This is a genomic window from Pseudomonas entomophila (genome assembly GCF_029193575.1).
In the GTDB taxonomy this organism is placed as follows: domain Bacteria; phylum Pseudomonadota; class Gammaproteobacteria; order Pseudomonadales; family Pseudomonadaceae; genus Aquipseudomonas; species Aquipseudomonas entomophila_G.
The window spans coordinates 26,160-51,327 of record NZ_JARGCS010000008.1 but is presented as its reverse complement, the minus strand read 5'-3'; the positions used below and the strand labels follow the sequence as shown (position 1 = coordinate 51,327).

Sequence of the window (25,168 nt, the reverse complement as noted above, 5' to 3'; positions counted from 1 at the left end):
CAGCGGGCGCACGCAGCCACTGTCGGTAAACTTCCCACCCCCTCGTTCGTACTCCAGATACCCGAGCCCCGCAACGAGATGGCAATGACCAAGACCCGCCCCCGCAAAGCCCTGTACATCGGCCTGCCCCTAGCCCTGGCGCTCGCCGTGGGCGCCGGCGCCGCGGCCTACCTGCACTGGGACAAGGCCCCCGGGTACCCGCCACGGATCGTCGAACAGGCCAACCGCTTGCACGAGCACATGCTGTCGTTCGACAGCCACATCACCGTGCCGCTGACCTTCGGCAACGAGGGCAACGAAGTCGACCGCGACGGCTTCGGCCAGTTCGACCTGGCCAAGGTCGGCCGTGGGCGCCTGTCGGGCGCGGCCCTGACCATCTTCGGCTGGCCGGAAATCTGGAATGGCCCCAACGCCCCGCACCGCCCAACGCCCGGCTTCGTCGACGCCGCCCGGCACGAACAGGAGGCGCGCTACCAGATCATCCAGGGCATGCTGCGCGACTTCCCCAACCAGGTCGGCATCGCCTACACCCCCGATGATTTCCGCCGCCTGCACGCCGAAGGCAAGTTCGCCATCTTCATCAGCATGCTCAACGCCTACCCGCTGGGCCACGATCTGTCGCAGCTCGACCGCTGGACGGCGCGCGGCATGCGCATGTTCGGTTTCAGCTATACCGGCAACAACGACTGGGCCGACTCCTCGCGCCCGCTGCCATTCTTCAACGACACCGCCGACGCCCTCGACGGCCTGTCGCCACTGGGTGAACAGGCCGTAGCGCGGCTCAACGACCTGGGCGTGATCATCGACGTCTCGCAGATGTCCACCCTGGCGCTGGAAGACGTCGCGCGCCTGAGCCGCACGCCGATGGTCGCCTCGCACTCGGCGCCGCGCGCCTTCGTCGACATCCCGCGCAACCTCAGCGACAAGGAAATGAAGCTGATCAAGGACAGCGGCGGCGTCATCCAGGTGGTCGGCTTCGGCCAGTACCTCAAGCCGCTGAGCAAGCCGACCCTGGACAAGCTCGACGCGCTGCGCGCGCAGTTCGGCCTGCAACCGTTGAACGGCAACCTGACCAACGCGCTGATGCCGGGCGATGCGATCATCGCCGCCTGGCCCGAGGCGCGCTTCGGCGAGTACGCCGGGCAGCTGTACGCGATCCTCGAGCAGGAGCCCAAGCCTGGGGTCAAGGACCTGGCCGATGCCATCGACTACACCGTGCGCAAGGTCGGCATCGACCACGTGGGCATCAGCTCGGACTTCAACGACGGCGGCGGGCTGGACGGCTGGAAGGATGTCGGCGAGATCCGCAACGTCACCGCCGAGTTGCTCAGCCGAGGGTACAGCGAGACCGATATCGCCAAACTCTGGGCGGGGAACTTCCTGCGGGTGTGGGAGCAGGTGCAGAAATCGGCCAAGCCGGTGGCCGCCCTCGACCATTGAAGCCATGCGTTCGACGCGGTCCTTGTAGCAGTGGGCTGGCCCCGCGATGGGGCCGCTGCTGATCCACTGCTGCCACAGCAACACCCCATTGCTGCCCCACCACCACCCCGCCCGCCAACCCACCGAAAACCAGGCCCCGCCCCGCTGGCACAGCTCTTGCGATACCCCTCGCACTCTTCGCCGCCCCAAGGCCAACCATGCGTGCCCTGCTCTCCTCCGTACCCTGGCTGATTTCACCCCTGGCCCTGCTGGCCCTGTGGGCGGCGGTCGCCGCCGCCGGCCTGTTTCCCGCCAACCTGCTGGTGCCGCCGGTCGAGGTCTGGCGTAGCTTCACCGACCTGTTGGCCAGCGGCGAACTCCAGGAGCACCTCGCCGGCAGCCTCACCCGCCTGGCCCTGGGCTTCGCCGCCGGCGCCCTGGGCGGCCTGCTGTTCGGCACCGCCATGGCCCTGTCGAAAACCGTCGAGGCCTATTGCGCGCCGCTGTTCCATACCCTGCGGCAGATCCCCAGCATCGCCCTGATCCCGATGTTCGTGCTGCTGTTCGGCATCGACGAGACCTTCAAGATCGTCATCGTCGCCAAGACCGCGTTCTTTCCCGTGGCCCTGGCCACCGGCGAAGGCATCCGCGCAATCCCGCGCAGCCACTTCGAGGTCGCCGCCGTGTACCGCCTCGGCTGGCCGACCGTAGCCGCGCGCATCGCCCTGCCCGCCGCAGTGCCGGCGATCGTCACCGGCGTGCGCGTGGCATTGACCCGCGCCTGGGTGGTGCTGGTGGCCAGCGAGCTGCTGGCCGCCGACAGCGGCCTGGGGCAGATGATCGAAATGGGTCGGCAGATGCTGCGCATCGACGTGGTGATGGTCGGCGTGGTGGTCACCGGGGTGATCGGCTTCGCCCTGGACTTTTCCCTGCGCCGCGTGGAGCGGCGCCTGTCCGCCTGGCAGCGGCGTTGAGGAGGTGGCGATGAACCTGAGCAAAACCCGTGGCCTGCTGCTGCCGCTGCTGCTGGTCGGCGCCTGGGAATACGCCTCGCGCCAGGATGCCGCTGGCGCCTACGCCTTCGTGCCGCTGTCGACCATCGGCGCGACGCTGCTGGAACTGCTGGGCAACGGCGAACTGCTGGTCAACCTGCTGGCGAGCCTGGCGCGCACCAGCACGGGCCTGGCCCTGGGCATCCTCGGCGGCATCTCCCTGGGCGCGGCGATGGCCTTGTCGCCAGTGATCAACCGCTTGGCGGCGCCGCTGTTCCATGCGCTGCGCCAAGTGCCGATGCTCGGCTGGATCCCGCTGATCGCCCTGTGGTTCGGCAATGGCGAACCGGCCAAGCTGCTGATCGTCAGCCTCGCCGCGCTCTACCCGATGGTGCTCAACACCTTCGAGGGCCTGCGCCAGGTCGAGCGGCGCCATCGCGAGGTCGGCCAGGTGCTGATGCTCGGGCGCTGGCAGCGACTGCGCCTGGTGCTGCTGCCTGCGGCACTGCCGAGCATCGCCACCGGCGTGTTGCAGGCGCTGGCCTTCGCCTGGGTCACGGCGGTGGGCAGCGAGCTGTTCCTGGCCTCCGGCGCGGGCCTGGGCAACCTGATGATGAATGCCGAGGCCGGCGCGCGCATGGAGGTGATCGTCATCTGCGTGCTGTGCATCGGCCTGTGCGGCTACCTGATGACCTGGCTGTGCACCCTCTTCTGCCGCCGCCTGCTGCGCTGGCGCACCTCCTCCTGAAAGGCCCGACCATGAATGCCATTGCCCACACCACCCCGTCCGCCGTGCACACCGGCGCCTTGCAGATCCGCGGCCTGAGCAAGGCCTACCGGCTCAAGGGCCAGACCCTGCAAGTGCTGCAAGGCATCGACCTGGATATCCGCCCCGGCGAGTTCGTCAGCATCCTCGGCGCCAGTGGCTGCGGCAAGTCGACCCTGCTGCGCCTGATCGTCGGCCTGGATGCCGACTACCAGGGGCAGATCCTGCTCGATGGCCAGCCGGTGCGCGGCCCTGGCCTGGAGCGTGGCATCGTGTTCCAGGACCATCGCCTATTTCCCTGGATGACCCTGGAGCAGAACATCGCCCTGGCCTTGAAGAACCACCCGTTGCCGGCCGGCGAAAAGCAGCGCCTGGTCGACGAGCACATCGCGCTGGTGGGGTTGCGCGGTTTCGAGCAGGCCTACCCGCACCAGCTCTCTGGCGGCATGGCCCAGCGCGCGGCGATCGCCCGGGCGCTGGTGAACAAACCCAAGGTGTTGCTGCTGGACGAACCGCTGGGAGCGCTCGACGCACTGACCCGCGTGCGCCTGCAACAGGAGTTGCAGCGCATCCGCGCGCGGGAGCGGTGCACGGTGGTGATGGTGACCCATGACATCGAGGAAGCACTGTACCTGGGCGACCGGGTGATCGTGATGGATGCGCACCCAGGGCGGGTGCGCGAGGACCTGGCGATTGGGCTGGCGCACCCGCGGGATCGGGGTAGCCCGGTGTTGCAGCAGTGCAAGCAGCGGCTGCTGGAGCAGTTGGTGGGGCATTGAGCTGGAGGTTGTCAGTGCCTGCCCTATCGCGGGTTTGCCCCGCGATAGGGCAGGCTCAGGCACGCACCACTCAACCAGGCTGACGCAGGTCCACCCCCATCGCCTGGGCGAACACCTTCACCAACGGACTACGCGGTGTGTTATGCCGCAAGATCAGGCAAAACGACGTCTCCAACCCCACCGCATCCGCGCGGATGCCGCGCAGTCGACCTGCCTGCACCAGCGGCGCCGCATACTGGCACGGCAGGAAGCCGATGAAATTACCAGTCAGCAACAGAATCGCCACGGCCTCGACCTGGGTCGCAGACGTGCTGTTGTTTTCCGGGTCGAAGAACTTCCACTTGGCCGTGTGCATGGCATATCGGTGTTGCACGAAGTTGTAGTCGCGCAACCGCTCAAGTTGAATATCCGATTCGGCCACCGCAAACAGTTCATGGCCCGCACCGCAATATAACGCCGAACGTTCCTGGTACAGCTCGAAGTAATCGAACTCTTCCCGACGCTGGTACACCGGCACGATCCCGGCAATGAAACGCCCCTCGACCACACCCCGCTCGACTTCATCCAGTTGAGCCACGCTCAGGCGCACCCGAACCTTTGGATGGTCAGTGGAAATGCGCTGAATTGCGCCGATCAACGGCGAATCCTGATCCCCAATGGTATTGTCGATGGTGCCAATACCCAGCTCCCCGACCAGTTCGTTCTGCGCGCAACTGATGCGGTCGCGGAAGTTGTCCACGGAATTGAACAGTTCAATCGACGCCTGGTAAACCAGTTGCCCTTCCTCGGTCAGGCTGAAGCCTTCCCGCCCTCGGCTGCACAGGCGCATGCCAATACGAATTTCCAAATCGGAAATCTGTTTACTGATCGCGGCCAACCCAACATTCAATTCGTTCTGTGCCGCGCTGAAGCCTCCTGCCTCGACCACTGCCTTGAATACCTTGAGCAATTTGAAGTCCTGGCCACTCAATGCCAGGGGCGCACGAATTCTTGTCTTTTCAGGCAGGTTTCCCGCAGTGGAAAGTGAGGTTTCCATTGTAAGTATTTACCTCGCACTCGGCGTTCGACAGGCTGGAGCCCACAACAAGAAATCAGCCGGCCTTTTCATCATGTGCATATGCAACGGCACTTTGCAAGACACCGCGAAGTCTCCCAATCAGCGACAAATACCTGATTTTATTCATATTTTCTCCTGCCAAAGCGATTAGCGAAGCCCCTTCGCCCACCACGCCTTGCCCTGAGCGGCTGAATACCCGTTATTCGAGGAACCACGACAATGACCCAACCGACCGACCGCCTGTGGGGCGCGCGTTTCGCCTCCGGCCCCAGTGCCGCCCTGGCCGCCCTGTCGCGCTCACCGGAACGCTATTTCCAGATGGCCCCCTACGACCTCGCCGGTTCCCGCGCCCATGCCCGGGAACTGCTGCGCGCCGGGCTGCTGGAAACCAGCGAGGCCGAGCGCATGCTCGCCGCCCTCGACCAGTTGGATGTCGATTTCCGCGCCGGCCGCCTGACCCCGAGCCAGGACGACGAAGACGTGCACACCTTCCTCGAACGCCTGCTCACCGAACGCCTCGGCCCCCTCGGCGGCAAGCTGCGCGCCGGGCGTTCGCGCAACGACCAGGCCGCCAACGACCTGCGCCTGTTCCTGCGTGACCATGCCCGCAAGCTGGCCGAACAGGTGCTGGCCCTGCAAGACGCCCTGGTGACCCAGGCCGAGCAGCACGTCGACACCCTGTGCCCGGGCTTCACCCACCTGCAGCAGGCCCAGCCGATCAGCTTCGCCCACCAGTTGCTGGCCCACGCCCAGGCCATGTTGCGCGATGTCCAGCGCCTGGTCGACTGGGACGCGCGCAGCGCCCTGTCGCCGCTCGGCGCCGCCGCCATGGCAGGCTCGGCCATCGCCCGCCAGCCGCAGCAATCGGCGCTGGAAATGGGCTACGGCGCAGCGTGCGAAAACTCCATCGACGCCGTCGCCAGCCGCGACCATGTGGCTGAGTTCCTGTTCGTCGCCAGCATGCTCGGCATCCACCTGTCACGCTTGTCCGAAGAGTTCTGCCTGTGGTCCTCGCGCCAGTTCCGCTGGGTCGAGCTGGACGACGCCTACGCCACCGGCAGCTCGATCATGCCGCAGAAGAAGAACCCCGACATCGCCGAGCTCACCCGTGGCAAGGCCGGTCGCCTGATCGGCAACCTCACCGGCCTGCTGGCCACCCTCAAGGCCTTGCCGCTGTCGTACAACCGCGACCTGGCCGAGGACAAGAGCGAAGTCTTCGACACCCTCGACACCCTCAACCTGGTGCTGCCGGCCATGGCCGGCATGGTCCGCAGCATGCGCGTGCGCGTCGAGGAGCTGCGCCGCCAGGCACCACTGGGCTTCACCCTGGCCACCGAGGTGGCCGACTGGCTGGCCATGCGCGGCGTGCCGTTCAAGGAGGCCCACGAGATCACCGGCGCCCTGGTGCGCGCCTGCGAGGCGCAAGACATCGAACTGTGGCAGGCCAGCCCGGCGATGCTCGCCGACATCGACCCGCGCCTGAGCCCCGAGGTGCGCGAGACCCTCACCCTGGAGGCGGCCATCGCCGCGCGCAGCGGCCACGGTGGCACCGCGCCGCAACGCGTGCGCGAGCAGATCGTGCGCCTGAAGCTGGCCCTGGAGGCGCAACACGCCTGGGCCACCGACTACAGCGGTCCACGCGCCTGAACCCGGCACCTAGCGGAGCAACCCCATGAGTCAAGTACACGCAAAGCGCCTGGCCGATGAGCGCAGGCAACAGGAAAACCAGTTCGACATCAGCCAGTACGAGCATGTGCCACGCCGTTACTACGGGCGCATGTTCTTCGCCACGCTGATCGTCATCCTCCTGCTGGGGCTGGCCAACGCCTTCGCCAACGGCAAGATCGAGTGGGCCTTCGTCGGCCAGTTCCTGACCTCCGAGGCGATCCTCTGGGGCCTGGGCAACACCATCGTGATGTCGGTGATCGCCATGGCCCTGGGGATCGTCTTCGGGGTGATCACCGCGGTCATGCGCATGTCGCACAACCCGATCCTGCAATACGTGGCGCTGGCCTACACCTGGCTGTTTCGCGGCACGCCGTTGATCCTGCAACTGCTGCTGTGGTTCAACCTGGCGCTGATCTTCCCCACCCTCGGCATTCCGGGGCTGTTCGAGATCGACACCGTGACCCTGATGACCCCCTTCGTCGCCGCCCTGCTGGGCCTGAGCATCAACCAGGGCGCCTACACCGCCGAGGTGGTGCGCGCCGGCCTGCTGTCGGTGGACACCGGCCAGTACGAAGCGGCCAAGGCCATCGGCATGCCGCGCCTGCAAGCGCTGCGCCGGATCATCCTGCCCCAGGCCATGCGCATCATCATCCCGCCGGTGGGCAACGAGTTCATCGGCATGGTCAAGATGACCAGCCTGGCCAGCGTCATCCAGTACTCCGAACTGCTGCACAACGCGCAGAACATCTACTACGCCAACGCGCGGGTGATGGAGCTGCTGATCGTCGCCGGGATCTGGTACCTGGCCGTGGTCACCCTGCTGTCGTTCGGCCAGAGCCGCCTGGAACGCCACTTCGCCAAGGGCGCTGGCAAGCGCTCCTGACCCAGAGAGAACACGCCCATGAGAAGTATCGTCAAGGCCGTCGGCCTGCAGAAGTACTACGGCGACTACCACGCGCTGAACGACATCAACCTGGAGATCGAGCAAGGCGAAGTGCTCTGCGTGATCGGCCCTTCGGGCTCGGGCAAGAGCACCTTCCTGCGCTGCATCAACCAGCTGGAGAAGGTCGACGGCGGCGGCCTGTGGGTCGATGGCGAGCTGGTCGGCTACCGCCTGGCCGGCAAGAAGCTGCACGAGCTCAACGAGACCCAGATCGCCCGCCAGCGCCTGGCCACCGGCATGGTGTTCCAACGCTTCAACCTGTTCCCGCACCTGACGGTGCTGCAGAACGTCATCGAAGGCCCGTGCCAGGTGCTGCGCCGCTCGCCCAAGGAAGCCACCGAGGATGCCCTCGAACTGCTGGCCCGGGTGGGCCTGGCCGACAAGCGCGACCACTACCCGATCCAGCTCTCCGGCGGCCAGCAGCAGCGCGTGGCGATCGCCCGCGCCCTGGCCATGCGCCCCAAGCTGATGCTGTTCGACGAGCCCACCTCGGCGCTCGACCCGGAGCTGGTCGGCGAGGTGCTGTCGGTCATGCGTGACCTGGCCAAGAGCGGCATGACCATGGTCGTCGTCACCCACGAGCTGGGCTTCGCCCGCGAAGTCTCCAACCGTGTGGTGTTCATGGACGCCGGCCAGATCGTAGAAGCAGGAAGCCCCGAAGAGGTGCTCCTGGCCCCCCAGAACCCGCGGACCCAGAACTTCATCTCCGCGGTTCGTACCTGAACCTGACTGCCGCCCACAACCATAAAGAGAACCCAAGGCATGAACAAAACCCTTATCGCGTGCACTGCATTGGCCACCCTGGCCTTCAACGCGCAAGCGGCCGTCGAGCTTCCGGCATCGATCAAGAGCAAAGGCGAGATCGTCGCGGCCATCGTGCCGAACTACCCGCCGATGGACTTCAAGGACCCGGCCACCAACCAGCTCACCGGCGTCGACTTCGACCTGGGCAACGCCCTGGCCGAGCGCCTGGGCGTGAAGATCCGCTGGCAGGAGACCGCCTTCGAGCAGATGATCAGCGCCCTGAGCACCAAGCGCGTGGACATCATCCTCTCGGGCATGACCGACACCGCCGAGCGCCAGCAAGTGGTGACCTTCGTCGACTACTTCACCAGTGGCCCGCAGTTCTACACCCTGCAAAGCCGTGGCGAGCTCAACGCGATGACCGACCTGTGCGGCAAGAAGGTCGGCACCAGCCGCCGCACCACCTGGCCGAACGACATCGCCACCTGGAGCAAGGCCAATTGCGAGGCCAACGGCAAGCCGGCGGTGGTGGTGCTGGGTTCCGAAGGCAGCGCCGACGCCCGCGCGCAACTGCGCCAAGGGCGCCTGGACGCGGCGGTGCAAGGCAGCGAGACGCTGCCGTACATCCAGAACCTCGAGCCCGGGGTGTTCAAGAGCGTTGGCACGCCGATCACCACCCAGTTGACCGGGCTGGGCGTGGCCAAGGACGATGCGGCGCTGTCGGCGGCGATCAAGGCGGCGATGCAGTCGATGGTCGACGATGGCACCTACCTGGCGATCCTGAACAAGTGGGGCGTGCCTGAAGGGGCGTTGCAGACGATCACCGTGAACGGGCAGTAGCCCCTTACCGGGCTTTCTATACCGGCCTTATCGCGGGCCAAGCCCGCGATAAGGCCGGTATAGACACCCACTCCCCGCACAACCGCCCGAGAATGGACTGTGGCCCCCTACTCCCCCGTGATCCGCCGCCTGATGCTGTGCTCGCTGACCCTGGTGATCAGCCGCTCGCTCACCAGCCCGCTGCTGGCGCTGTTCCTCACCACCCAGCTGGGCTTGGCCCAGCACGACGTCGGCCTGCTGATCGGCATCGCCGCGCTGTCGGGCACGCTGCTCGGGCTGTACGGCGGCTACGTGGTGGACCGCTTCGACAAACGCCGCTTGCTGGGTCTGGCGATGGGCTCCACCGCCGTCGGCTTCCTGCTCCTGACCTTCGCCCAGAACGCCGTGCAGGCGGCGCTGATCCTGGTGCTCACCGAATCGGCCTCGGCGCTGTTCGTGATCGGCTCCAAGGCCATGCTCGGCGACTACCTGGCGGTGGAGCACCGCGCCCGCGCCTTCTCCCTGCGCTACACCCTGACCAACATCGGCTATGCCACCGGCCCCATGCTCGGCGTGGTGCTGGTCGGTGTGCACCCGCTGGCGCCGTTCTGGACCTCCAGCGCGGTGGCCCTGCTGAGCCTGTCGTTGATGATCGCCGTACCGCCGGGCACCCGCGCGTCGCCGAGCGGCCAGGCGCCGACACGCTTTCTCGCGGTGCTGGCGGCGGTGCGCAACGACCGCGTGCTGCTGCTGTTCACCGCCGGCAGCCTGCTCAACGCCGTGGTGCACGGGCGCTTCACCATCTACCTGTCGCAGTACCTGCTGGTGAAGTACCCGCCCGAACAGGCGATGACCACGCTCTCGGCGCTGCTGGCGTGCAACGCGCTGACGGTGATCGTGCTGCAGTTCCAGTTCGGCCGCCTGCTGCAACGCGACAACCTGGCGCGCTGGATGGCCGTCGGCGCAGTGCTGTTCATCGGTGGGCTGCTGGGTTTCATCTACGCCGACAACCTGACCAGTTGGTGCCTGGCGATGTTCGTCTTCACCCTCGGCGAGATGATCCTGCTGCCGGCCGAGTTCCTGTTCATCGACACGCTCGCTCCGGAACGGCTCAAGGGCAGTTACTACGGTTTCCAGAACCTCGCCGCCCTGGGCGGGGCGCTGAGCCCGGTGTTGTGTGGCTACCTGCTCGGCCACGGTGCGCCCGGCAGCATGTTCGTGGCGCTGATGGCCACCGCCCTCTGCGGCGGCGGCCTGTGCGCGGCGGCCTGCGCCTGGGCGCGACAGCGGCGGGCCCAGGAGGACACGCGCTGAGGGCTCAGCGCGAGCGCAACGCCTGGTCCAGGTCGCGCTGCAACGAGCCCAGCGCTTCCAGCCCCACATGCAAACGCACCAGTGCCCCGCTCAGGGCTGGCACGAACTGGCGCTCACCCACGTCCGCCAAGGTCGCCAGGCTCTCGTAACCGCCCCACGACGCGCCGATCCCGAACAGGCGCAGGCCATCGACGAAACGCTCCGCTGCCGCCACCCCAGCCTTCAGCTCGAAGCTGAGCAGGCCGTTGCTGCCACGAAAATCCCGCCGCCACAGGTCGTGCCCCGGGTGCGTCGGCAACGCCGGATGAAACACCCGCGCCACCTCCTCGCGCCCTTGCAGCCACTGGGCGATCTCCAACCCCTGGCGCTCATGCACGGCCATGCGGCTGGCCAGGCTGCGCGCGCCGCGCAGCACCAGCCAGGCGTCGTCGGGGCTGACCGTGCAACCGCAGGTGTCGCTCATGCGCGACAAGGCGGCGAAGGCCTCGCGGGTGGTGCAGACACTGCCCATCATCACGTCGCTGTGGCCGCCCAGGTACTTGGTCAGGGCCATCACCGAGATGTCCGCGCCCAGCGCCAGCGGTTGGCACAGGTAGCCCGAGCCCCAGGTGTTGTCGACCGCCAGCAGCACGCCACGGGCCTTGCACAGCGCGGCCATGGCCGGCAGGTCGTTGAGCTCGTACAGCAGCGAGCTGGGGCTTTCGCTGTAGACCATGCGCGTGTGCGGGCGTAGCGCGGCCTCCAGGCCCTGGCCGTCGGCGGCGAAGTACTCCACCTGCACGCCGAACGGCACCAGCAGCTCGCGCGCCAGGCGCCGCACCGGGCCGTACACGCCGTCGCTGACCAGCAGGTGATCGCCCGGGCGCAGGTAGGCGAGGAAGGTCTGGGTGATGGCTTGCAGACCGGTGGCGAACAGCTTGCTGCGGTAACCGCCCTCGAGCTCGCTGACCAGGTCTTCGAGGGCGAAGGCCGTGGGGTTGCCGCGCGCACCGTAGCTCAGCACCCGCTGCTGGTCGCGCAGCGCACGGGCTTCGCGCTGCTCGGCGACACTGTCGAACAGCACCGTGCTCAGGCGGCTGACCGGCGGGTTGACGCCGTGGGCGCCCTGCCCCGGCTGGCCACGACCGCCGTGCAGCAGACGCGTGGCCAGCGGTTCGGCCTGCACCAGCGGGGTGAAGCTGGCGGTTTCCGCCGCGCTCATCTGCGCGATCAGCCCGGTCTCCCAGGCCAGGTACTGGCGCGCGGCGTCCTTGTTGCCGGCGTGGCGGTCGTGGACGAAGAACAGGAAATCAATGCAGGCGGCGTCGGGCAGCGCGGTGTCATCGACGACCTGTGGCCATTCGGCCAGCCGCGCCGCCGGGAACAGCCGCGCGGCGTCGCGTTGCCCAGGAGGCAGTTCGCTGACCGCCAGTTGCGCAAGGCGCGGGTCGTCGGCGATGAACACCAGGCGCTGGGCCTGGCCGCGCACCTGCTCGGCCAGGCGCGGGCGAATCGACCACTGCGCGCCGCGCAGGTGGCGTTTGCGGTAGGCGCTGCTCGGACGCAGGTCGATCAAGTGCGCGCCGTCGAGCTCTTCGGCGCTGGCTTCGGCGAGCGTGATCGCCACGCCGGGCACCGGCGGCAGGGCCAGGCCGCTGCGCAGGCCGCCTTCGAGCACATAGGCCTCGTGCCCCATCTGGCGCAGCCAGCTGGCCACCACCGGAGCGCGCACGCCGTCGTCGTCGAACAGCACCACGCGCGCCTTGCGGACACCCAGGTAGAGGTCGGTGCCCTGGACCAACTGGCCGCCGGGGCAATGCTGGGCGCCGGGCAGGCTGCCGGCGGCGAATTCCTCGGGGGTGCGCACGTCGCAGAGGAACAGGGTACGGCTTGCGGTGTGCGGGGCCGCTTCTGGCCCCATCGCCGCGCCCCACCCCGCCACCTGACCCGCCGTCACCCATTGCACCCCGGCCTTGCGCGCCAACGCCACTGCCCGCGCCCGCTGGCGCTCCAGTGCCTGGCCACTGTGCGCCGGGTAGCCGCGCTGCCCGCCATGCTCCAGCGGCAGGTCCACCAGGTACCAGCCCTGGGTGCCGTTCTCCAGCGCGTACACCGGGTTGTCGATGCCCAGGTTGATCAAGGTCTGCGCGCCGATGATGCTGCGCGTGCGCCCGGCGCAGTTGATCACCACCGGCGTGCGCGGGTCACTCACCAGGTCTTCCAGGCGATACCCCAGCTCGCCGTTGGGGCAGCAGGTGGCGCCGGGGATGTTCATCTTGGCGAATTCGTCCAGCGGACGGCCGTCGAGCAGCACCAACGGCTTGCCCTGGCGCTGCCACTCGGCCAGTTCCAGGGCGCTGATGCGCGGCGTGTCACAGGCGTGTTCGACCAGCTCGCCAAAGGCCTTGGACGGCAGGTGCACACCGGCGAACAGCTCATGGCCCGCCGCCTGCCAGCCCAGGCTGCCACCTTCGAGCCAGTGCACGGCGCGGTAGCCCAGCGCTTGCAGGCGTTGCGCGCCAAGGCGCGCCAGTTCGCCGCCGGTTTCGTCGTACACCACCACACGCACCGCCGGGTTGGGCGCCAGGCGCGGGGCGTCGAGCTCCAGGCGGCTGTAGGGCAGGTTCACGGCGTAGAACAGGTGGGCTTCGCCGTACTGACCGTGCTCGCGCAGGTCGAACAGGGCGATTTCCTGGCCGTCGAACAGCCAGTCGTGCAGGTGCGCGGGGGAGATGCTGGGGGTCATGGGACGCAGTCCGTGGTCGTTGGGTGGGTCTTGGGGTGCTGCGGTGGTCGTGCGGGCCCTATCGCGGGCTCGCCCCGCGATGGGCCCGACACCGATTCAGAGCCCGTAGGCCGGAATCGAAGGCGCCATCTGCGATTTGTTGTAGTTCACCACGCTGCCGTCGTCCTTCACGCCGTAGCGATGCTCGAGCGATTCCAGCGGGCGACCGTATAGGTGGAAATGCAAGGTCGGGCTGTCGCCCTCGACGCGGATGCCATGCAGGTCCTCGCCGAGAAACGCCACCGAAGTGCCGGGCTGCACCACGATTTCCTGCTCCAGCACCAGGTGCGCACGGGCAGGGTCGCTGCCGTCGTCGTCACGGCGGTACACACGGTTGAGTTCCTGGCCCTCGACCGCGACGATGATCGCCCAGGTCTCGTGGTTGTGCGGCAGGGTCGCCTTGCCCGGCAGCAGCGAGTTGACATACAGCGTCGGCGACTCGCCGTCGTCGTTGAGCCGGTAGCGGAACTGGGTCTCGCCCGTGGCGGCATCCGGCGCCGGAAAGCGTGCGAAGTTGAACAGCTCGCGCCGTTCGGCCAGGCCTTCGAGCAGGGCGACGATCGCTTGCAGGGCGGCGCGGTCGACGCCGCGTTCATGAATGGCGCGCACTTGCGCGAGGAACGGCTGGATCACGGACATATCGGTTCTCTCTTTTCCAGGAATCAAACGCTGAGGTTGTAGCGCCCCAGGTTGCTGAAGACATCGGGCGCCGGGCGGCTCGGGCGTTGTCCGCCCTCACCCAGCGCGTGCTGCAGGAAGGCGCGCGTGCGCTCATGCGCGGGGGCGCTGAACACCTGCGCGGCGCTGCCGTGCTCGACGATGCGGCCATGCTCGGTGAAGTACACCTGGTCGCTGATCTCCTCGGCGAAACGCATCTCGTGGGTGACCAGCACGCAGGTCATGCCCTCCTCGGTCAGCTCGCGGATCACCGCCAGCACCTCGCCGACCATCTCCGGGTCGAGCGCCGAGGTCACTTCGTCGAACAGGATCAGCTTAGGCCGCATGGCCAGGGCGCGGGCGATCGCCACGCGCTGCTGCTGACCGCCCGACAGCTCGCCGGGGAAAACGGCGGCCTTGTGCCCCAGGCGCACCTTGTCGAGCAGCGCCAGGGCGTCGTGGCGCGCCTCGTCGCGGCTGCGACCCAATACCTGGATCGGCGCGATCAGCAGGTTGTCGAGCACGCTCAGGTGTGGGAACAGGTTGTATTGCTGGAACACGAAACCGACCTGTTTGCGCAGGGCGATCAGCCCGGCTTCGTCACGCAAGGCGTGCACGGCCGTGTCGCCGATGCGAATAGCGCCGCGCTGCGGGCGCAGCAGGCCGGTCATGCAGCGCAGGAGGGTCGATTTGCCCGAGCCCGACGGGCCGATGATCGACACCGCCTGGCCAGCCTGCACGTCGAGGTCGATGCCGCGCAGCACCGGGGTGTCGCCAAAGGCCAGGTGCACGTCGCGCAGCTGGATCAGGGGTTCAGAAGGCATAGCGGCGCTCCAGGCGTTGGGTCAGGCGGGCGATCGGGTAGCAATAGGCGAAGAACAGCGCCAGCACGCTGAAGTACACCAACACGGTGAAGCCGCTGCGGTTGACGGTGTTGGCCGCGATCTGCGCACTGTCGATCAGGTCGTGCACGCCCACCAGCGAGGCCAGCGCAGTGCCCATGGTCACCACCGCGTAAAGGTTCATCCAGGGCGGCAGCATGCGCCGCAGGCACTGCGGCAGGATGATCGAGCGGAAGATCTGCCCACGATTGAAGGCCAGCGAGCGCGCCGCCTCCCACTGCGTGGCCGGGATCGACGCCACCGCGCCCCGGAAGATCTCCGCCACGTTGGCGCTGGCAGGCAGGGCCAGGCCCACGGTGACCTTGAGCCAGTCGGGAAAGGCCACCCAGGTGCCAGCCACGTTGATGTCGAAGGGAAACACGTAGGAGGTGAAGTAGATCAGCACCAGCCACGGCGCGTTGCGAAACAGCTGCACCCACAGCCGCGCCACGGCGCGCAGCGGCGCCAGCGGCGAGAGCAGCAACACGCCGACCAGCAGCCCGAACAGCGTGCCCAGGCCAATGGCACCGACACTGATCTGGATGTTCTGCAACAACCCCGCGGCCAGGGTCGGCGACCACTGCCAGAGGGTCGCCAGGTTCTCAGTGGCCATAGCCAGGCATCCTCAGGCGCGCTTCCAGGGCGCGGCCGACACAGTTGACGGTAAAGCTCAGCAATCCATAGAAGGCCAGGATCAGGATCATCAGTTCGATGACGTTATCAGCCTGGGTCCAGATCATGATCGAGGCATAGGTGATGTCGTTGACCGCGATGGCCGAGGCCACGGCGGTCATCTTCACCAGGTCGATGAGGTTGTTGACCAGCGCTGGCAAGGCGAAGCGCACGGCCAGCGGCAGTTGCACCCGCAGCAGTTGCTGGCGGCGGCTGAAGGCCAGGGAGCTTGCGGCTTCCAGGGTCACCGCCGGCACCGCTTCGATGCCTGCGCGCAGAGCCTCGGCGTGGAAGGCGCCCTTGTGCAGGGAAATCACCAGCACCACCCAGGCGAAGGGGGTCATCGGGTTGGCGCTGCCCAGGCTCTGGTTGATCAGCATGTTCAGCACCAGGAAGGCGCAATACAGCTGCACCAGGGTCGGGGTGTTGCGGGTCACTTCGATGAACGCCCGCGCCGGCCACGCCAGGGCACGGCGGCCACTGGTCACGGCGCCGGCCAGCAACACGCCGACCAGCAGGCTGCCGACGATGCCCAGCAGGCACAGGCCCAGGGTGGTCAGCGCGCCATCGAGCAGGTTGCCGCGGGCGCGGCCCTCGAGCAGAAAGCTGTAGTCCAGGCCCAGGCGCGCCAGCTGCGCGACCAAGCCGTGCAGGGTGGCATCCATCAGGCGCCGGCGCCCTGCAGCTTGGCGCGCAGCTCCACCAGCGCCGGCGAGGCCGGGGTGATGTGGTTGGCGGTTTCACGCTCGATCAGCCAGCCGCTCTTGTGCCACTGCTTGACGAACGGGTCCAGGCGCTGCTGGGTGTCGGTCTCGCCCAGGCGGGTCCAGATCACCGACGGTGCCGGGTTCAGCTCTGGGGTCAGGGCGCGGTAGCCGCTCCATTCGCCGCCCTTGGCCAGCAGCGGGTTGATCAGCGTGGCGTCGTGCACCGCCGCCACACAGTTGTTGCCGCGCAGGGCCAGCAGCGATTCCGCGGAGGTCTTGAAGGCCTTGAGGTCGGCGCCCAGCTCGACCAGCGCCTGGGTGTAGCTGCTGCCCTGGGAGGTGCACACCGGCTGGCCCTTGAGGTCGGCCCAGGCCTTGATCGGGCTGTCCTTGGCCAGCGCGGCGGTGCCGCCGACCCGGTAGAAGGGGGTTGGCACATGGCCAAGCAGCTTGTCGCGTTCGGCGTTCCACTCCATGTTGGCGATCAGCAGGTCGACCTTGCCTTGCTGCAGGAACTGCACGCGGTTGGCCGGCTGCACGGCCACCAGTTCGAGCTTGACGTTCAACTGGCGGGCCAGGTCGCGGGCCAGGTCGACGCTCAAACCAATCGGTTCGCGGGTGCTGGGGTCGATTGCGCCGAACGGCCCGCCGGAGAGCACAACGCCCACCGAGAGGCTCTTGCGCTGCTCGATCTTGTCCAGGGTGGCATCGGCATGGGCCAGGCCACTGGCGGCCAAGGTAGTGCTGGCAAGCAGCGTGGCGAACAGCCCGCGACGGGCAACGGTGGACAGCGACATGGTGGGGCTCCTCGTCCCGGCAGCCGGAACGCCCGGCCAATGAGGGCGCATGCTAGGAAGTCGAGGGCGGCAGGGGAAATGCAAATATTGCCTATCGTTATAACTTTGATTGTTCAGCAAGTACGAGAAACGGATATAAGCCCGGTAAATACTGGACTTTATTCGTTTAATGAGGCCTGGGTGTCGACCAAAAGATAAAGATTCATTATCTTTTATCGAGTGTGAGTAATGTAAAAGCAGGGGCCGCTGCGCCCTGCCCCACCCCAACCCACGGCCCAGCCCATGACCGCCCTCGACCTCGACCTGCTGCGCACCTTCGTCGCCATCGCCGACCACACAAGCTTCGCCGAGGCCGGCCGCCACCTGGCCCGCACCCAGGCCTCGGTCACCCAGCACATGCAACGCCTGGAACAGCAGGTCGGCGTGCCCCTGCTGCGCAAGCAAGGCCGCCACAAAGCGCTCACCGACGCCGGCCGCCAACTGCTGCGCCACGCCCGGCAGATGCTCGCACTCAACGACGAAGCCCTTGCCGGCCTGCGCCAGGATGGCCCGAGCGGCGTGCTGCGCATCGGCTCGCCGCACGATATCGCCGACACCATCCTGCCGCCGCTGCTCGGCCATATCGCCCGCTCGGCGCCCAACCTGCGCCTGGAGATCGACGTCGGGCGCAGCCCATTCCTGATGGAAGACCTGCAGCGCGGCAAGGTCGACATGGTCATCTCCACCCGCAGCGCACCGGGCCTGGAAGGTTTCGTGCTGCGCACCTCGCCGGTATGGTGGATTTGCGCCGCGCAGTACCAGCACCTGCCCGGCGAGCCGCTGCCACTGGTGCTGGTGGACGAGCCGAGCCTGTACCGCAAACTGGCCCTCGAGGCCCTGGAACAGGCCGGCATCGCCTGGCGCCAGGCCTACCTGGCGTCCAACCTGATCGGCATCAAGGCCGCGGTGCGCGCGGGGCTGGGCATCACCGCGCGCAGCCAGGAGATGGTCGGCCCGGACATGCGCGTGCTCGGGCAGAGCGACGGCCTGCCGCCGCTGCCGGATGTCAGCTACCACCTGTGGGTGCGGGCCAACACGGTCAACCCGCTGGTGCGCCAAGCCTACGCCATGGTGCGCGCCAGCGTCGGCTTGTGAGTCAGGCGACCTCAGCTGGCATGCTGCGTCACGAAGCGCACGAAGGCATCGAGCTTGGCCAGCGCGCCGCGCTGGCGCAGGTACACCAGGCTGACCGGTCGGGTGGCCGGCAGGAAGGCCTCGAGCAACGACACCAGGCGCCCCTCGCGCAGGTCGTCGGCGACCAGGAAGTGCGGCTGCATGAGGATACCGTTGCCGGCGATCGCGGCCAGGCGCAGGGCCTGGCCGTCGTTGCTCTTGAGCACCCAATGCTCGGGCCAGGGGTGCTCCCGACCGTTCTCGCGCAACGGCCAGGTGAAGCGGTTGGTCCAGGTGGAATGGGCCAGCAGTCGGTGCTCGGCGAGGTCCGCCGGCACCTGCGGGCAGCCCTGCTCACGCAGGTAGTCGGGCGCCGCGCAGAGCACCATGCGGTAGGGCCGTAGCGGCTTGGCGATCAGGTCGACATCGCCCAGCTCACCGATGCGAAAGGCCACGTCGAAGCCTTCGGCCATCAGGTCGACCACGCTGTTGCTCAGCACCAGTTCGATACGCACCTGTGGCTGCTCACGCAGGAACCGCGCCACCAGTGGCGCCACCAACGACGCGCCCAAGGTCATCGGCGCGCTGACGCGCAATAGCCCACTGGGTGCCTGCTGCAAGCTCTCGACCCGCTCGTAGGCCCGGCGCACCTGCTCCAGGGCTTGGCGCGCCTCGTCCAGAAACACCCGCCCGGCCTCGCTGACCTGCATGCGCCGGGTGCTGCGCTGGATCAGCTCGACCTTCAAGCTCTGCTCCAGGCCGCGGATGTACTTGCTCACCATCGGCGTGGACACGCCAAGGCGTTCGGACGCCGCGCTGAAGCTGCCCTGCTCGACCACGGTGACGAACACTTCCATTGCGCGCAGACGATCCATTTATTAACCACCCGTTAAAATTCATTCAACTCCGACTGTATTTATTAACCCAGCACTTTCCAATACCGTGAAGCCGTCCACTCGCCCACGTAGGTGTTCCCCATGGCGCCGCTTCACGCCCTGCTCGCCCGCTTCCCCCAAACCACACTGATCGACCAGCACACACCGATCCAGCGCCTCACCGCCCTCGAACACGTGCTGGGGCTGGACTCACGGGGTATCCGCCTGTTCGCCAAGCGCGACGATTTCATGGCCTTGGGCGGGGGAGGCAACAAGCTGCGCAAGCTTGAGTTTCTGCTGGGTGCGGCCCTGCACGACGGGGTCGAACGGGTCATCACCGTAGGCGGCCTGCAATCGAACCATGCGCGCCTCAGCGCCGCAGCCTGCGCTTCGCTGGGCATGCCCTGCGAGCTGGTGCTGTCGCGGGCGGTGGCCAAGGACGGCGAAGAATACGAGCAAAACGGCAACGTCCTGCTCGACAGGTTGTTCGGCGCCAACCTGCACATCGCCCCCGACGGCATCAGCGCGTTGCACTGGGCCGAAGTGCTCGCGGCGCAGCGCGCAGTGGCCGGCGAAAAGGTCAGGGTGATCCCCACGGGGGGCTCGACCGCCCTCGGCTGCCTGGGCTACGCCAAGGCCGCGCTGGAAATCATCGAGCAAGAACACAGCCTGGGCATGCAGTTCACGCGCGTGTTCACCGCCAACGGCAGTTCCGGCACCCACGCCGGGTTGGCCGCAGGCTTCGCCGCCTTGGGGCGCGGCGCCGGGCTGGTGAAGTCGTACGCGGTGCTGGCCAACGCCGACCAGGCGCGACAGCAGACCCTGGCGCTGGCGCACCAAGCCCAGGCCCTGCTCGGCCTGCCGGACGACATCGAGGCAGGCGACATCGACATCGACGCCAGCCAGCTCGGTGACGGCTATGGCCTGCCCACCGACTCGATGCTCGCGGCACTGCGCCTGATGGCCCGCGCCCAGGGGCTGCTGCTCGACCCGGTGTACTCGGGCAAGGCTTTCGCCGGGCTGCTCGCCGACCTGGAGGGCGATCGCTACCAGGCCGGTGACAACCTGCTGTTCGTCATGACCGGCGGCACCCCGGGGTTGTTCGCCTACCGCTGCGCCCTGAGCACGGCGCCGCCCCTGTAGACGGCGGCTTGCACCGCCCAGCGCCCCTCGCCGTGCCGACCGCCGCCATCGCGGGGCAAGCCCGCTTACGGGTACGGCGCTGCGCTCAGGTTCGAGGTGAGCCTGAGCGGGCTCGCCCCAGGATGAGGCGAGCACTGGCAACACAAAGACGATTGCAGGCTTCCAGCTCCCACACCTGACTTCAAGTCACAAATGATATGCCCCCTGCCCCGCTACTCAGCCTCCGCGCAATCCCGCACAGTAGACGCCATCACCCGCTGCACCGGGCAACAAGCACAACCTCCAGCCCGCCCGCCTACCCCGCCCCAACAAGAACCAGAACCCCGGCGAAGGCACCCCGTCTTGCGACTACCGAACCCGGAGAACTGAACATGCGCAACAGCACCCACGCCGGGCTGCACCCCGGCATCCTCACCCTGGCGATCACCGCCTTCGCCATCGGCGTCGCCGAATTCATCATCGTCGGCATCCTGCCGTCGATCTCGGCAGCCTTCGACATCTCCCTGGCCAGCGCCGGCAGCCTGGTCGGCCTGTATGCCCTGGCCCTGGCCATCGGCACGCCGTTCATCGTCATCGGCCTGGGGCGCTTCCCGAAAAAGGCCGTGCTGATGAGCCTGATCGGTGTATTCCTGGTCGGCAACCTGGTCTCGGCGCTAGCGCCGAACTACCCGATGCTGCTGATAGGACGGATCATCACCGCCCTGGCCCACGGCGCCTTCTTCGCCATCGGCGCCACCGTGGCCGCCAGCCTTGCCCGTGAAGGCCAGGCCAGCAAGGCCATCGCGACGATGTTCGCCGGCCTGACCCTGGCCATGGTGATCGGCGTGCCGCTGGGCAGCTACCTGGGCAACGCCATGGGCTGGCGCCTGCCGTTCTACGCCGTGTCGCTACTCGCCCTGCTGGCGCTGCTGGCCACTGCGGCGTGGCTGCCCCGGCAACCGGCGAGCCAGGGTGGCAAGGCCCTCGGTCAGTTGGCCGCACTGGGCAACCCGGCGATCTGGACGATGATGTCGGTGACCATCCTGGGCTTCGGCGCAAGTTTCTCGGCCTTCACCTTCATCACCCCGATCCTCACCGACATCACCGGTTTCTCGGCCACCGGCGCCAGCGCGCTGCTGCTGGTGTTCGGCGTGGCCACGCTGATCGGCAACCTGCTCGGCGGCCGGTTGGCCGACAGCCTCGGCTGGGAGCGCACCCTGCGCCTGCTGTTCGGCGTGTTGGCCCTGACCCTGGTGGCCCTGGCGCTGTCGCTGCAGTACAAGCTGCTGATGGGGGTGACCGTGTTCATCTGGGGGATCGTCGCCTTCGGCATGACCCCGGCGTTCCAGACCGGCATGCTCGCCACCGCGCGCCTGCACACGCCCAAGGCCGTGGACTTCGCCTCGGGCCTGAACATCTCGGCGTTCAACCTGGGCATCACCCTGGGCGAGCGGGCCGGCAGCGTGCTGGTGGAGAACGGGCACCTGGCGCTGACGCCGTGGGCGGGCGTGGCGGCGGCGGTGTTGGTGAACCTGCCGCTGGCGTGGCTGTTGTGGCAACGTCGCCAGGTGAAGGTGGCAGCCTGCTGATCGGCGCTAAAGTCATCGCGGGGCAAGCCCGCGATGGCGCTTCAGAGAATGCTGCGAATCGTCCCGCCTTCCACACGCATGGCCATGCCATTGAGCGCTGGCGAGGCCGCCAGGTGCAGCACACTGCGCGCCACCTCCTGCGGCTCGATCATGCGCCGGATCAACGAGGTCGGCTCGGTCTGGTCGAAGTAGTCGGCCACCACCTGCTGCGGGCTGATGCCCTTCTCCTCGGCGATCTCGGCATGGTAGCGGCGCACCGCCTCGGTGCTGGTCGGCCCCGGCAGGATGCTGTTGACCCGCACCGCCGTGCCCTTGGTCAGCTCGGCCAGGGCGCGCGACACGCCCAGCAGGCAAGCCTTCATCGCCCCGTAGTGGACCATCCACGGCTGCGGCTTGACCCCCGACTCGCTGCTGATGAACACCACCGAGCCTTCGCCTGCGGCAAGCATGTCGGCCAGCACCAGCCGCGTCATGCGCACGGCGGTCATGACGTTGACGTCGAAGTAGTGAAACCACTGCTCGTCATCCGTCTCGAAGAAGTCGCGCACCTCGAAGATGCCGACGCAGTTGATCAGGTAGTCGATGCGCCCATTGGCGCGGGCATGCTCGGCCAGGCGCTCGGCCACGCCCGGGCGGGTCAGGTCACCGGCCAGGCCCGTGCAACGCGGGCCCAGGGCCGCGCAGGCCTCGGCGACCATCTCCTGGGTCAGGCCGCTGACCACCACCCGCGCCCCTTCATCGAGGAAGCACTGGGCGATGGCCCGGCCAATGCCGGTCGCGCCCCCGGTGATCAACACGTTCTTGTCGGCCAGTTGGTAATCCATGGTGTTGCGCCTCTGTTGTAGTTGTTCTTGGCGCGAATCTATTACGGATCGACAGGGCCACCCTATTCACTTCCCGTGCAAACACTTTTCAGCAGAAGTTGATACGAATCGACCTCACAAGAGTTGTGCCCCCCTACCGGCTGGTGGTGCCTTCGGCAAGTTCTTACCGTAGGCCTGCAACCCCTGTTTTCCTTCCACTCATCAATAAGAAAGGTCCACGATGAAAATCTTCGTAACCGGCGCCTCCGGCTATATCGGCGGCTCCGTGGCCAAGTACCTGGTTGACGCCGGGCACCAGGTCACCGGCCTGATCCGCGACCCTGGCAAACGCGACGCCCTGCAAGCCCTGGGCATCACCCCGGTGCTCGGCACCCTGGACGACGCCTACATCCTCACCGAGCAGGCCCAGGCCGCGGACGCGGTGGTGCACACCGCCGACTCAGACCACCTGGCCAGCGTGCAGACCTTCATCAAGGCCCTGCACGGCAGCGGCAAGGCGTTCATCCACACCTCCGGCTCCAGCGTGGTCGGTGACGATGCGCGCGGCGCCTACGCGCGCGAGGCGATCTTCACCGACGAGACCCCGTTCGAGCCGATGGACATCCGCCGCGACCGCGTGGCGATCAACCAGCGCGTGCGCAATGCCGGCGTCGAGTGCGGCATCCGTGCCATCGTGTTCTGCCCGACCATGATCTACGGCGACGCCCTGGGCCTGCCGACCGCCAGCGACCAGTTGCCCAAGCTGCTGGCCAAGTCGCGTCAGTTCGGTGCCGGCGCCTACCTGGGCGCGGGGGTGCACCGCTGGTCCAACGTGCACATCGAGGACCTGGCCGAGTTGTACCGCCTGGCGCTGGAGAAGGCGCCGTCGGCGTCGTTGTTCTTCGCCGAGAATGGCGAGGCGTCGTTCGTCGAGATCGCCACCTCGATCAGCCATGCGCTGGGCTACGAAGGCCGTATCGAAAGCTGGCCGGCGGAGGAGGCGATTGCCGAGCTGGGGGATTGGGCGCGGTTCGCCATTGGCTCGAACAGCCGGGTGCGGGCGGTGAATGCGCGGCAGTTGCTGGGCTGGCAGCCCCAGCGCGAATCGATTCACGAGTGGCTGCGCAGCACGGACGTGCGCTGGTAATTCGCGTCGCGTTCATCGCGGGGCAAGCCCGCTCCTGTAGGACCGGGCTTGCCCCGCGATAGGGCCGGTGCAGGTCACCCCGCACCCGCCCCGCTAGCGCCTCACTTCCACCAATACTCCAGCTGCACCCCGAAGTTGCTGCCATGCAGCGCATTGCCGAACGCCCCGCTGTCCGACAACGCCGACCCCGCCGCCATCGCGCTGGCCGCGCGCTGCGCCGCGTCGTTCCAGCGCGCATAGGTGTAGTACAGGCGAACCTCTGGCCGCTGCCAGAACCCCGGCCCGGCCGGCGACCAGGTCGGCGCCACGGTGAACTTGGTCAGCTTGCGCGTGCCGCCAGGGGCGTCGATCTGGTCGCGGCCCAGCTCGGTGATCAGCTTGAATTGGTCACTGAACGCATACACCGGCCGCACCCCGACCGACAGCCAGTCCTGGTCGTTGCCATCGGGGCGCTGGTCCTTCTGGTAGACCACCTGGAACTGCCCACTGAAGCGCGGCGTCAGCTGCCAGTCGAAGTACTCCACCGCGCGCCAGCTCTGGTTGGTGTTGTCCAGGGTCGGGTCGCCGGTATAGCCCAGCGCGGTGCCCGGCCCACGGCCGTATTGCAGGGCCACCGTGTTCAGCCCGCCGAGAAAGCCCTTCTGCTTGTGCTGCGCCGCCACGGCCCAACCGCTGTGCGCATCGCGGCTGTCCGGCCGTTGCAGGTAGCTCACGCCGAATTCCAGCTCGCCGCCGGGGTTGCTCTTGAAGCCGCCGACGTTGAAGTCATGGCGGTTGATGTAGGGCTCCTGGAACAGGTTGTCCTTGCGCGAGAACACGTAGCTGTATTTCAGGTCGCCGATGGCCACCTCGTCGAAACCAAAGCCGGTGGCGCTCTGGTTCCAGTAGAAGTAATCGGAGATGTGGATGTCGTTGCGTCGATAGTAACGCCGCCCGGCCCAGAAGGCGCCGCCGTTGAGCGCCGGCATGTCGCGCCATTGGGCGTACATCTGCACCATCCGCGAGTAGCCGTGCTCGCCGGTGAACTGCGGGCTGTGGCCGTAGCCGGCGAACAGCTGGGCCATGCCGACCAGGCTCAAGGTCGAGCCGTCGCCGGGCTTGATGAGGTCCTGGGCCAGTTGCAGCTCGGCGAGTTGCTCGCATTCGTTGCCCAGGCGGTACTTGGAGGGCGCGCCGGGCAGTTGGAAGCAGCTCTGGCTGCCGCCGCCGGAGGCGCCGCCGACGCCGGTGCGCAAATAGCCCGTGAACTCCAGGGCATCGGCCGGCAGTACGAGGGTCGCCAAGGACGCCCCGGCGAGCGTGGTGAAGGTCTTCAGTTTCATGGTGGTGCTCCGCGTTGTTGTTTTTGTGTGCGGGCGATCGCTTTGCAGCGGGCAACAGCCGTCCGTGGCGAAGGCGTGGGGCACGCGCTCACCCGCCGCGTGATCGCAGCGTCAGGGGTTTGCTGGGGGCTGTGGGGGTGGTCTAGTCGGTGGGCTGGGTCATGGCTTGCACGCTTTAT

The 25,168-nt window shown here is 67.4% G+C and carries 23 protein-coding genes; 13 read left to right on the top strand and 10 right to left on the bottom strand.

What is annotated here, in order from left to right; genetic code table 11:
• The first annotated feature begins 84 nt into the window (after positions 1–84).
• From pvdM to P0Y43_RS01825, 4 genes are all read left to right on the top strand, one after another.
• Entirely contained in the window at positions 85–1,440 is a 1,356-nt protein-coding gene (gene pvdM / locus P0Y43_RS01840; protein ID WP_275635593.1) for a pyoverdine-tailoring dipeptidase-like protein PvdM, read from the top strand.
• 197 nt (positions 1,441–1,637) lie between these two features.
• A complete protein-coding gene (locus P0Y43_RS01835) occupies positions 1,638–2,393 on the top strand; it encodes an ABC transporter permease (RefSeq protein WP_275635592.1) in 756 nt (251 codons plus the stop codon).
• A gap of 10 nt (positions 2,394–2,403) precedes the next feature.
• On the top strand, positions 2,404–3,159 hold the full coding sequence (locus tag P0Y43_RS01830) for an ABC transporter permease (protein ID WP_275635591.1): 756 nt from the start codon (positions 2,404–2,406) through the stop codon (positions 3,157–3,159).
• An 11-nt stretch (positions 3,160–3,170) separates the two neighbouring features.
• Positions 3,171–3,956, top strand: a complete 786-nt coding sequence (locus tag P0Y43_RS01825) for an ABC transporter ATP-binding protein (protein ID WP_275635590.1) — start codon at positions 3,171–3,173, stop codon at positions 3,954–3,956.
• A 70-nt stretch (positions 3,957–4,026) separates the two neighbouring features.
• On the opposite strand, the gene P0Y43_RS01820 is transcribed toward P0Y43_RS01825, so the two are convergent.
• Positions 4,027–4,992 carry a LysR family transcriptional regulator gene (locus P0Y43_RS01820; RefSeq protein ID WP_275635589.1) on the bottom strand — a complete coding sequence of 322 codons (966 nt, stop codon included), beginning with the start codon at positions 4,990–4,992 and terminating at the stop codon, positions 4,027–4,029.
• Positions 4,993–5,232: 240 nt separating this feature from the next.
• Between P0Y43_RS01820 and argH the strand changes: the two genes are divergently transcribed.
• The 5 genes from argH (at position 5,233) to P0Y43_RS01795 (ending at position 10,501) form a co-directional block, all read left to right on the top strand.
• Positions 5,233–6,660: an argininosuccinate lyase gene (argH, locus tag P0Y43_RS01815; protein WP_275635588.1), complete on the top strand. Its 1,428-nt coding sequence runs from the start codon at positions 5,233–5,235 to the stop codon at positions 6,658–6,660.
• A 25-nt stretch (positions 6,661–6,685) separates the two neighbouring features.
• On the top strand, positions 6,686–7,564 hold the full coding sequence (locus P0Y43_RS01810) for an amino acid ABC transporter permease (protein ID WP_275635587.1): 879 nt from the start codon (positions 6,686–6,688) through the stop codon (positions 7,562–7,564).
• A gap of 18 nt (positions 7,565–7,582) precedes the next feature.
• Positions 7,583–8,347 carry an amino acid ABC transporter ATP-binding protein gene (locus tag P0Y43_RS01805; RefSeq protein ID WP_275635586.1) on the top strand — a complete coding sequence of 255 codons (765 nt, stop codon included), beginning with the start codon at positions 7,583–7,585 and terminating at the stop codon, positions 8,345–8,347.
• Between the two features lie 39 nt (positions 8,348–8,386).
• Positions 8,387–9,208, top strand: coding sequence for an ABC transporter substrate-binding protein (locus P0Y43_RS01800; RefSeq protein WP_345774553.1), 822 nt, complete (start codon positions 8,387–8,389; stop codon positions 9,206–9,208).
• A gap of 99 nt (positions 9,209–9,307) precedes the next feature.
• Positions 9,308–10,501: an MDR family MFS transporter gene (locus P0Y43_RS01795; protein ID WP_275635585.1), complete on the top strand. Its 1,194-nt coding sequence runs from the start codon at positions 9,308–9,310 to the stop codon at positions 10,499–10,501.
• A gap of 4 nt (positions 10,502–10,505) precedes the next feature.
• Here the strand turns inward: P0Y43_RS01795 and metC are convergent, their stop codons facing one another.
• The 6 genes from metC to P0Y43_RS01765 all read right to left on the bottom strand — a co-directional run bounded on the left by metC (position 10,506) and on the right by P0Y43_RS01765 (position 16,979).
• The gene (gene metC / locus P0Y43_RS01790; RefSeq protein WP_275635584.1) at positions 10,506–13,226 is read right to left on the bottom strand and encodes a cystathionine beta-lyase; all 2,721 of its coding nucleotides are present in this window, start codon (positions 13,224–13,226) and stop codon (positions 10,506–10,508) included.
• A gap of 96 nt (positions 13,227–13,322) precedes the next feature.
• Positions 13,323–13,904 carry a cysteine dioxygenase family protein gene (locus tag P0Y43_RS01785; RefSeq protein WP_275635583.1) on the bottom strand — a complete coding sequence of 194 codons (582 nt, stop codon included), beginning with the start codon at positions 13,902–13,904 and terminating at the stop codon, positions 13,323–13,325.
• A gap of 23 nt (positions 13,905–13,927) precedes the next feature.
• Positions 13,928–14,746 carry an amino acid ABC transporter ATP-binding protein gene (locus tag P0Y43_RS01780; protein ID WP_275635582.1) on the bottom strand — a complete coding sequence of 273 codons (819 nt, stop codon included), beginning with the start codon at positions 14,744–14,746 and terminating at the stop codon, positions 13,928–13,930.
• On the bottom strand, positions 14,736–15,416 hold the full coding sequence (locus tag P0Y43_RS01775; RefSeq protein ID WP_275635581.1) for an amino acid ABC transporter permease: 681 nt from the start codon (positions 15,414–15,416) through the stop codon (positions 14,736–14,738). Before P0Y43_RS01775 ends, P0Y43_RS01780 begins: the two co-directional genes overlap by 11 nt.
• Positions 15,406–16,140: an amino acid ABC transporter permease gene (locus tag P0Y43_RS01770; RefSeq protein ID WP_275635580.1), complete on the bottom strand. Its 735-nt coding sequence runs from the start codon at positions 16,138–16,140 to the stop codon at positions 15,406–15,408. The genes P0Y43_RS01775 and P0Y43_RS01770 overlap by 11 nt, the downstream gene beginning before the upstream one ends.
• Entirely contained in the window at positions 16,140–16,979 is an 840-nt protein-coding gene (locus P0Y43_RS01765) for a transporter substrate-binding domain-containing protein (RefSeq protein ID WP_275635579.1), read from the bottom strand. The genes P0Y43_RS01770 and P0Y43_RS01765 overlap by 1 nt, the downstream gene beginning before the upstream one ends.
• A 282-nt stretch (positions 16,980–17,261) precedes the next feature.
• Here P0Y43_RS01765 and P0Y43_RS01760 point away from each other — a divergent pair, with 282 nt between their 5' ends.
• Positions 17,262–18,113, top strand: a complete 852-nt coding sequence (locus P0Y43_RS01760) for a LysR substrate-binding domain-containing protein (RefSeq protein WP_275635578.1) — start codon at positions 17,262–17,264, stop codon at positions 18,111–18,113.
• A gap of 11 nt (positions 18,114–18,124) precedes the next feature.
• Here P0Y43_RS01760 and P0Y43_RS01755 read toward each other — a convergent pair whose 3' ends face one another.
• On the bottom strand, positions 18,125–19,006 hold the full coding sequence (locus tag P0Y43_RS01755; RefSeq protein WP_275635577.1) for a LysR family transcriptional regulator: 882 nt from the start codon (positions 19,004–19,006) through the stop codon (positions 18,125–18,127).
• A gap of 102 nt (positions 19,007–19,108) precedes the next feature.
• On the opposite strand from P0Y43_RS01755, the gene P0Y43_RS01750 reads away from it, so the two are divergent.
• Positions 19,109–20,149 (top strand): D-cysteine desulfhydrase family protein, encoded by a 1,041-nt coding sequence (locus P0Y43_RS01750; protein WP_275635576.1) that lies wholly within the window; start codon positions 19,109–19,111, stop codon positions 20,147–20,149.
• Between the two features lie 371 nt (positions 20,150–20,520).
• Complete coding sequence (locus P0Y43_RS01745) at positions 20,521–21,717, top strand: MFS transporter (protein WP_275635575.1); 1,197 nt, start codon at positions 20,521–20,523, stop codon at positions 21,715–21,717.
• Positions 21,718–21,758: 41 nt separating this feature from the next.
• Here P0Y43_RS01745 and P0Y43_RS01740 read toward each other — a convergent pair whose 3' ends face one another.
• The gene (locus P0Y43_RS01740; RefSeq protein WP_275635574.1) at positions 21,759–22,541 is read right to left on the bottom strand and encodes an SDR family NAD(P)-dependent oxidoreductase; all 783 of its coding nucleotides are present in this window, start codon (positions 22,539–22,541) and stop codon (positions 21,759–21,761) included.
• A gap of 220 nt (positions 22,542–22,761) precedes the next feature.
• Here P0Y43_RS01740 and P0Y43_RS01735 point away from each other — a divergent pair, with 220 nt between their 5' ends.
• Positions 22,762–23,667 (top strand): NAD-dependent epimerase/dehydratase family protein, encoded by a 906-nt coding sequence (locus P0Y43_RS01735; RefSeq protein WP_275635573.1) that lies wholly within the window; start codon positions 22,762–22,764, stop codon positions 23,665–23,667.
• A 101-nt stretch (positions 23,668–23,768) separates the two neighbouring features.
• Here P0Y43_RS01735 and P0Y43_RS01730 read toward each other — a convergent pair whose 3' ends face one another.
• Entirely contained in the window at positions 23,769–24,989 is a 1,221-nt protein-coding gene (locus P0Y43_RS01730; RefSeq protein WP_275635572.1) for a maltoporin, read from the bottom strand.
• Between the last annotated feature and the right edge of the window lie 179 nt (positions 24,990–25,168).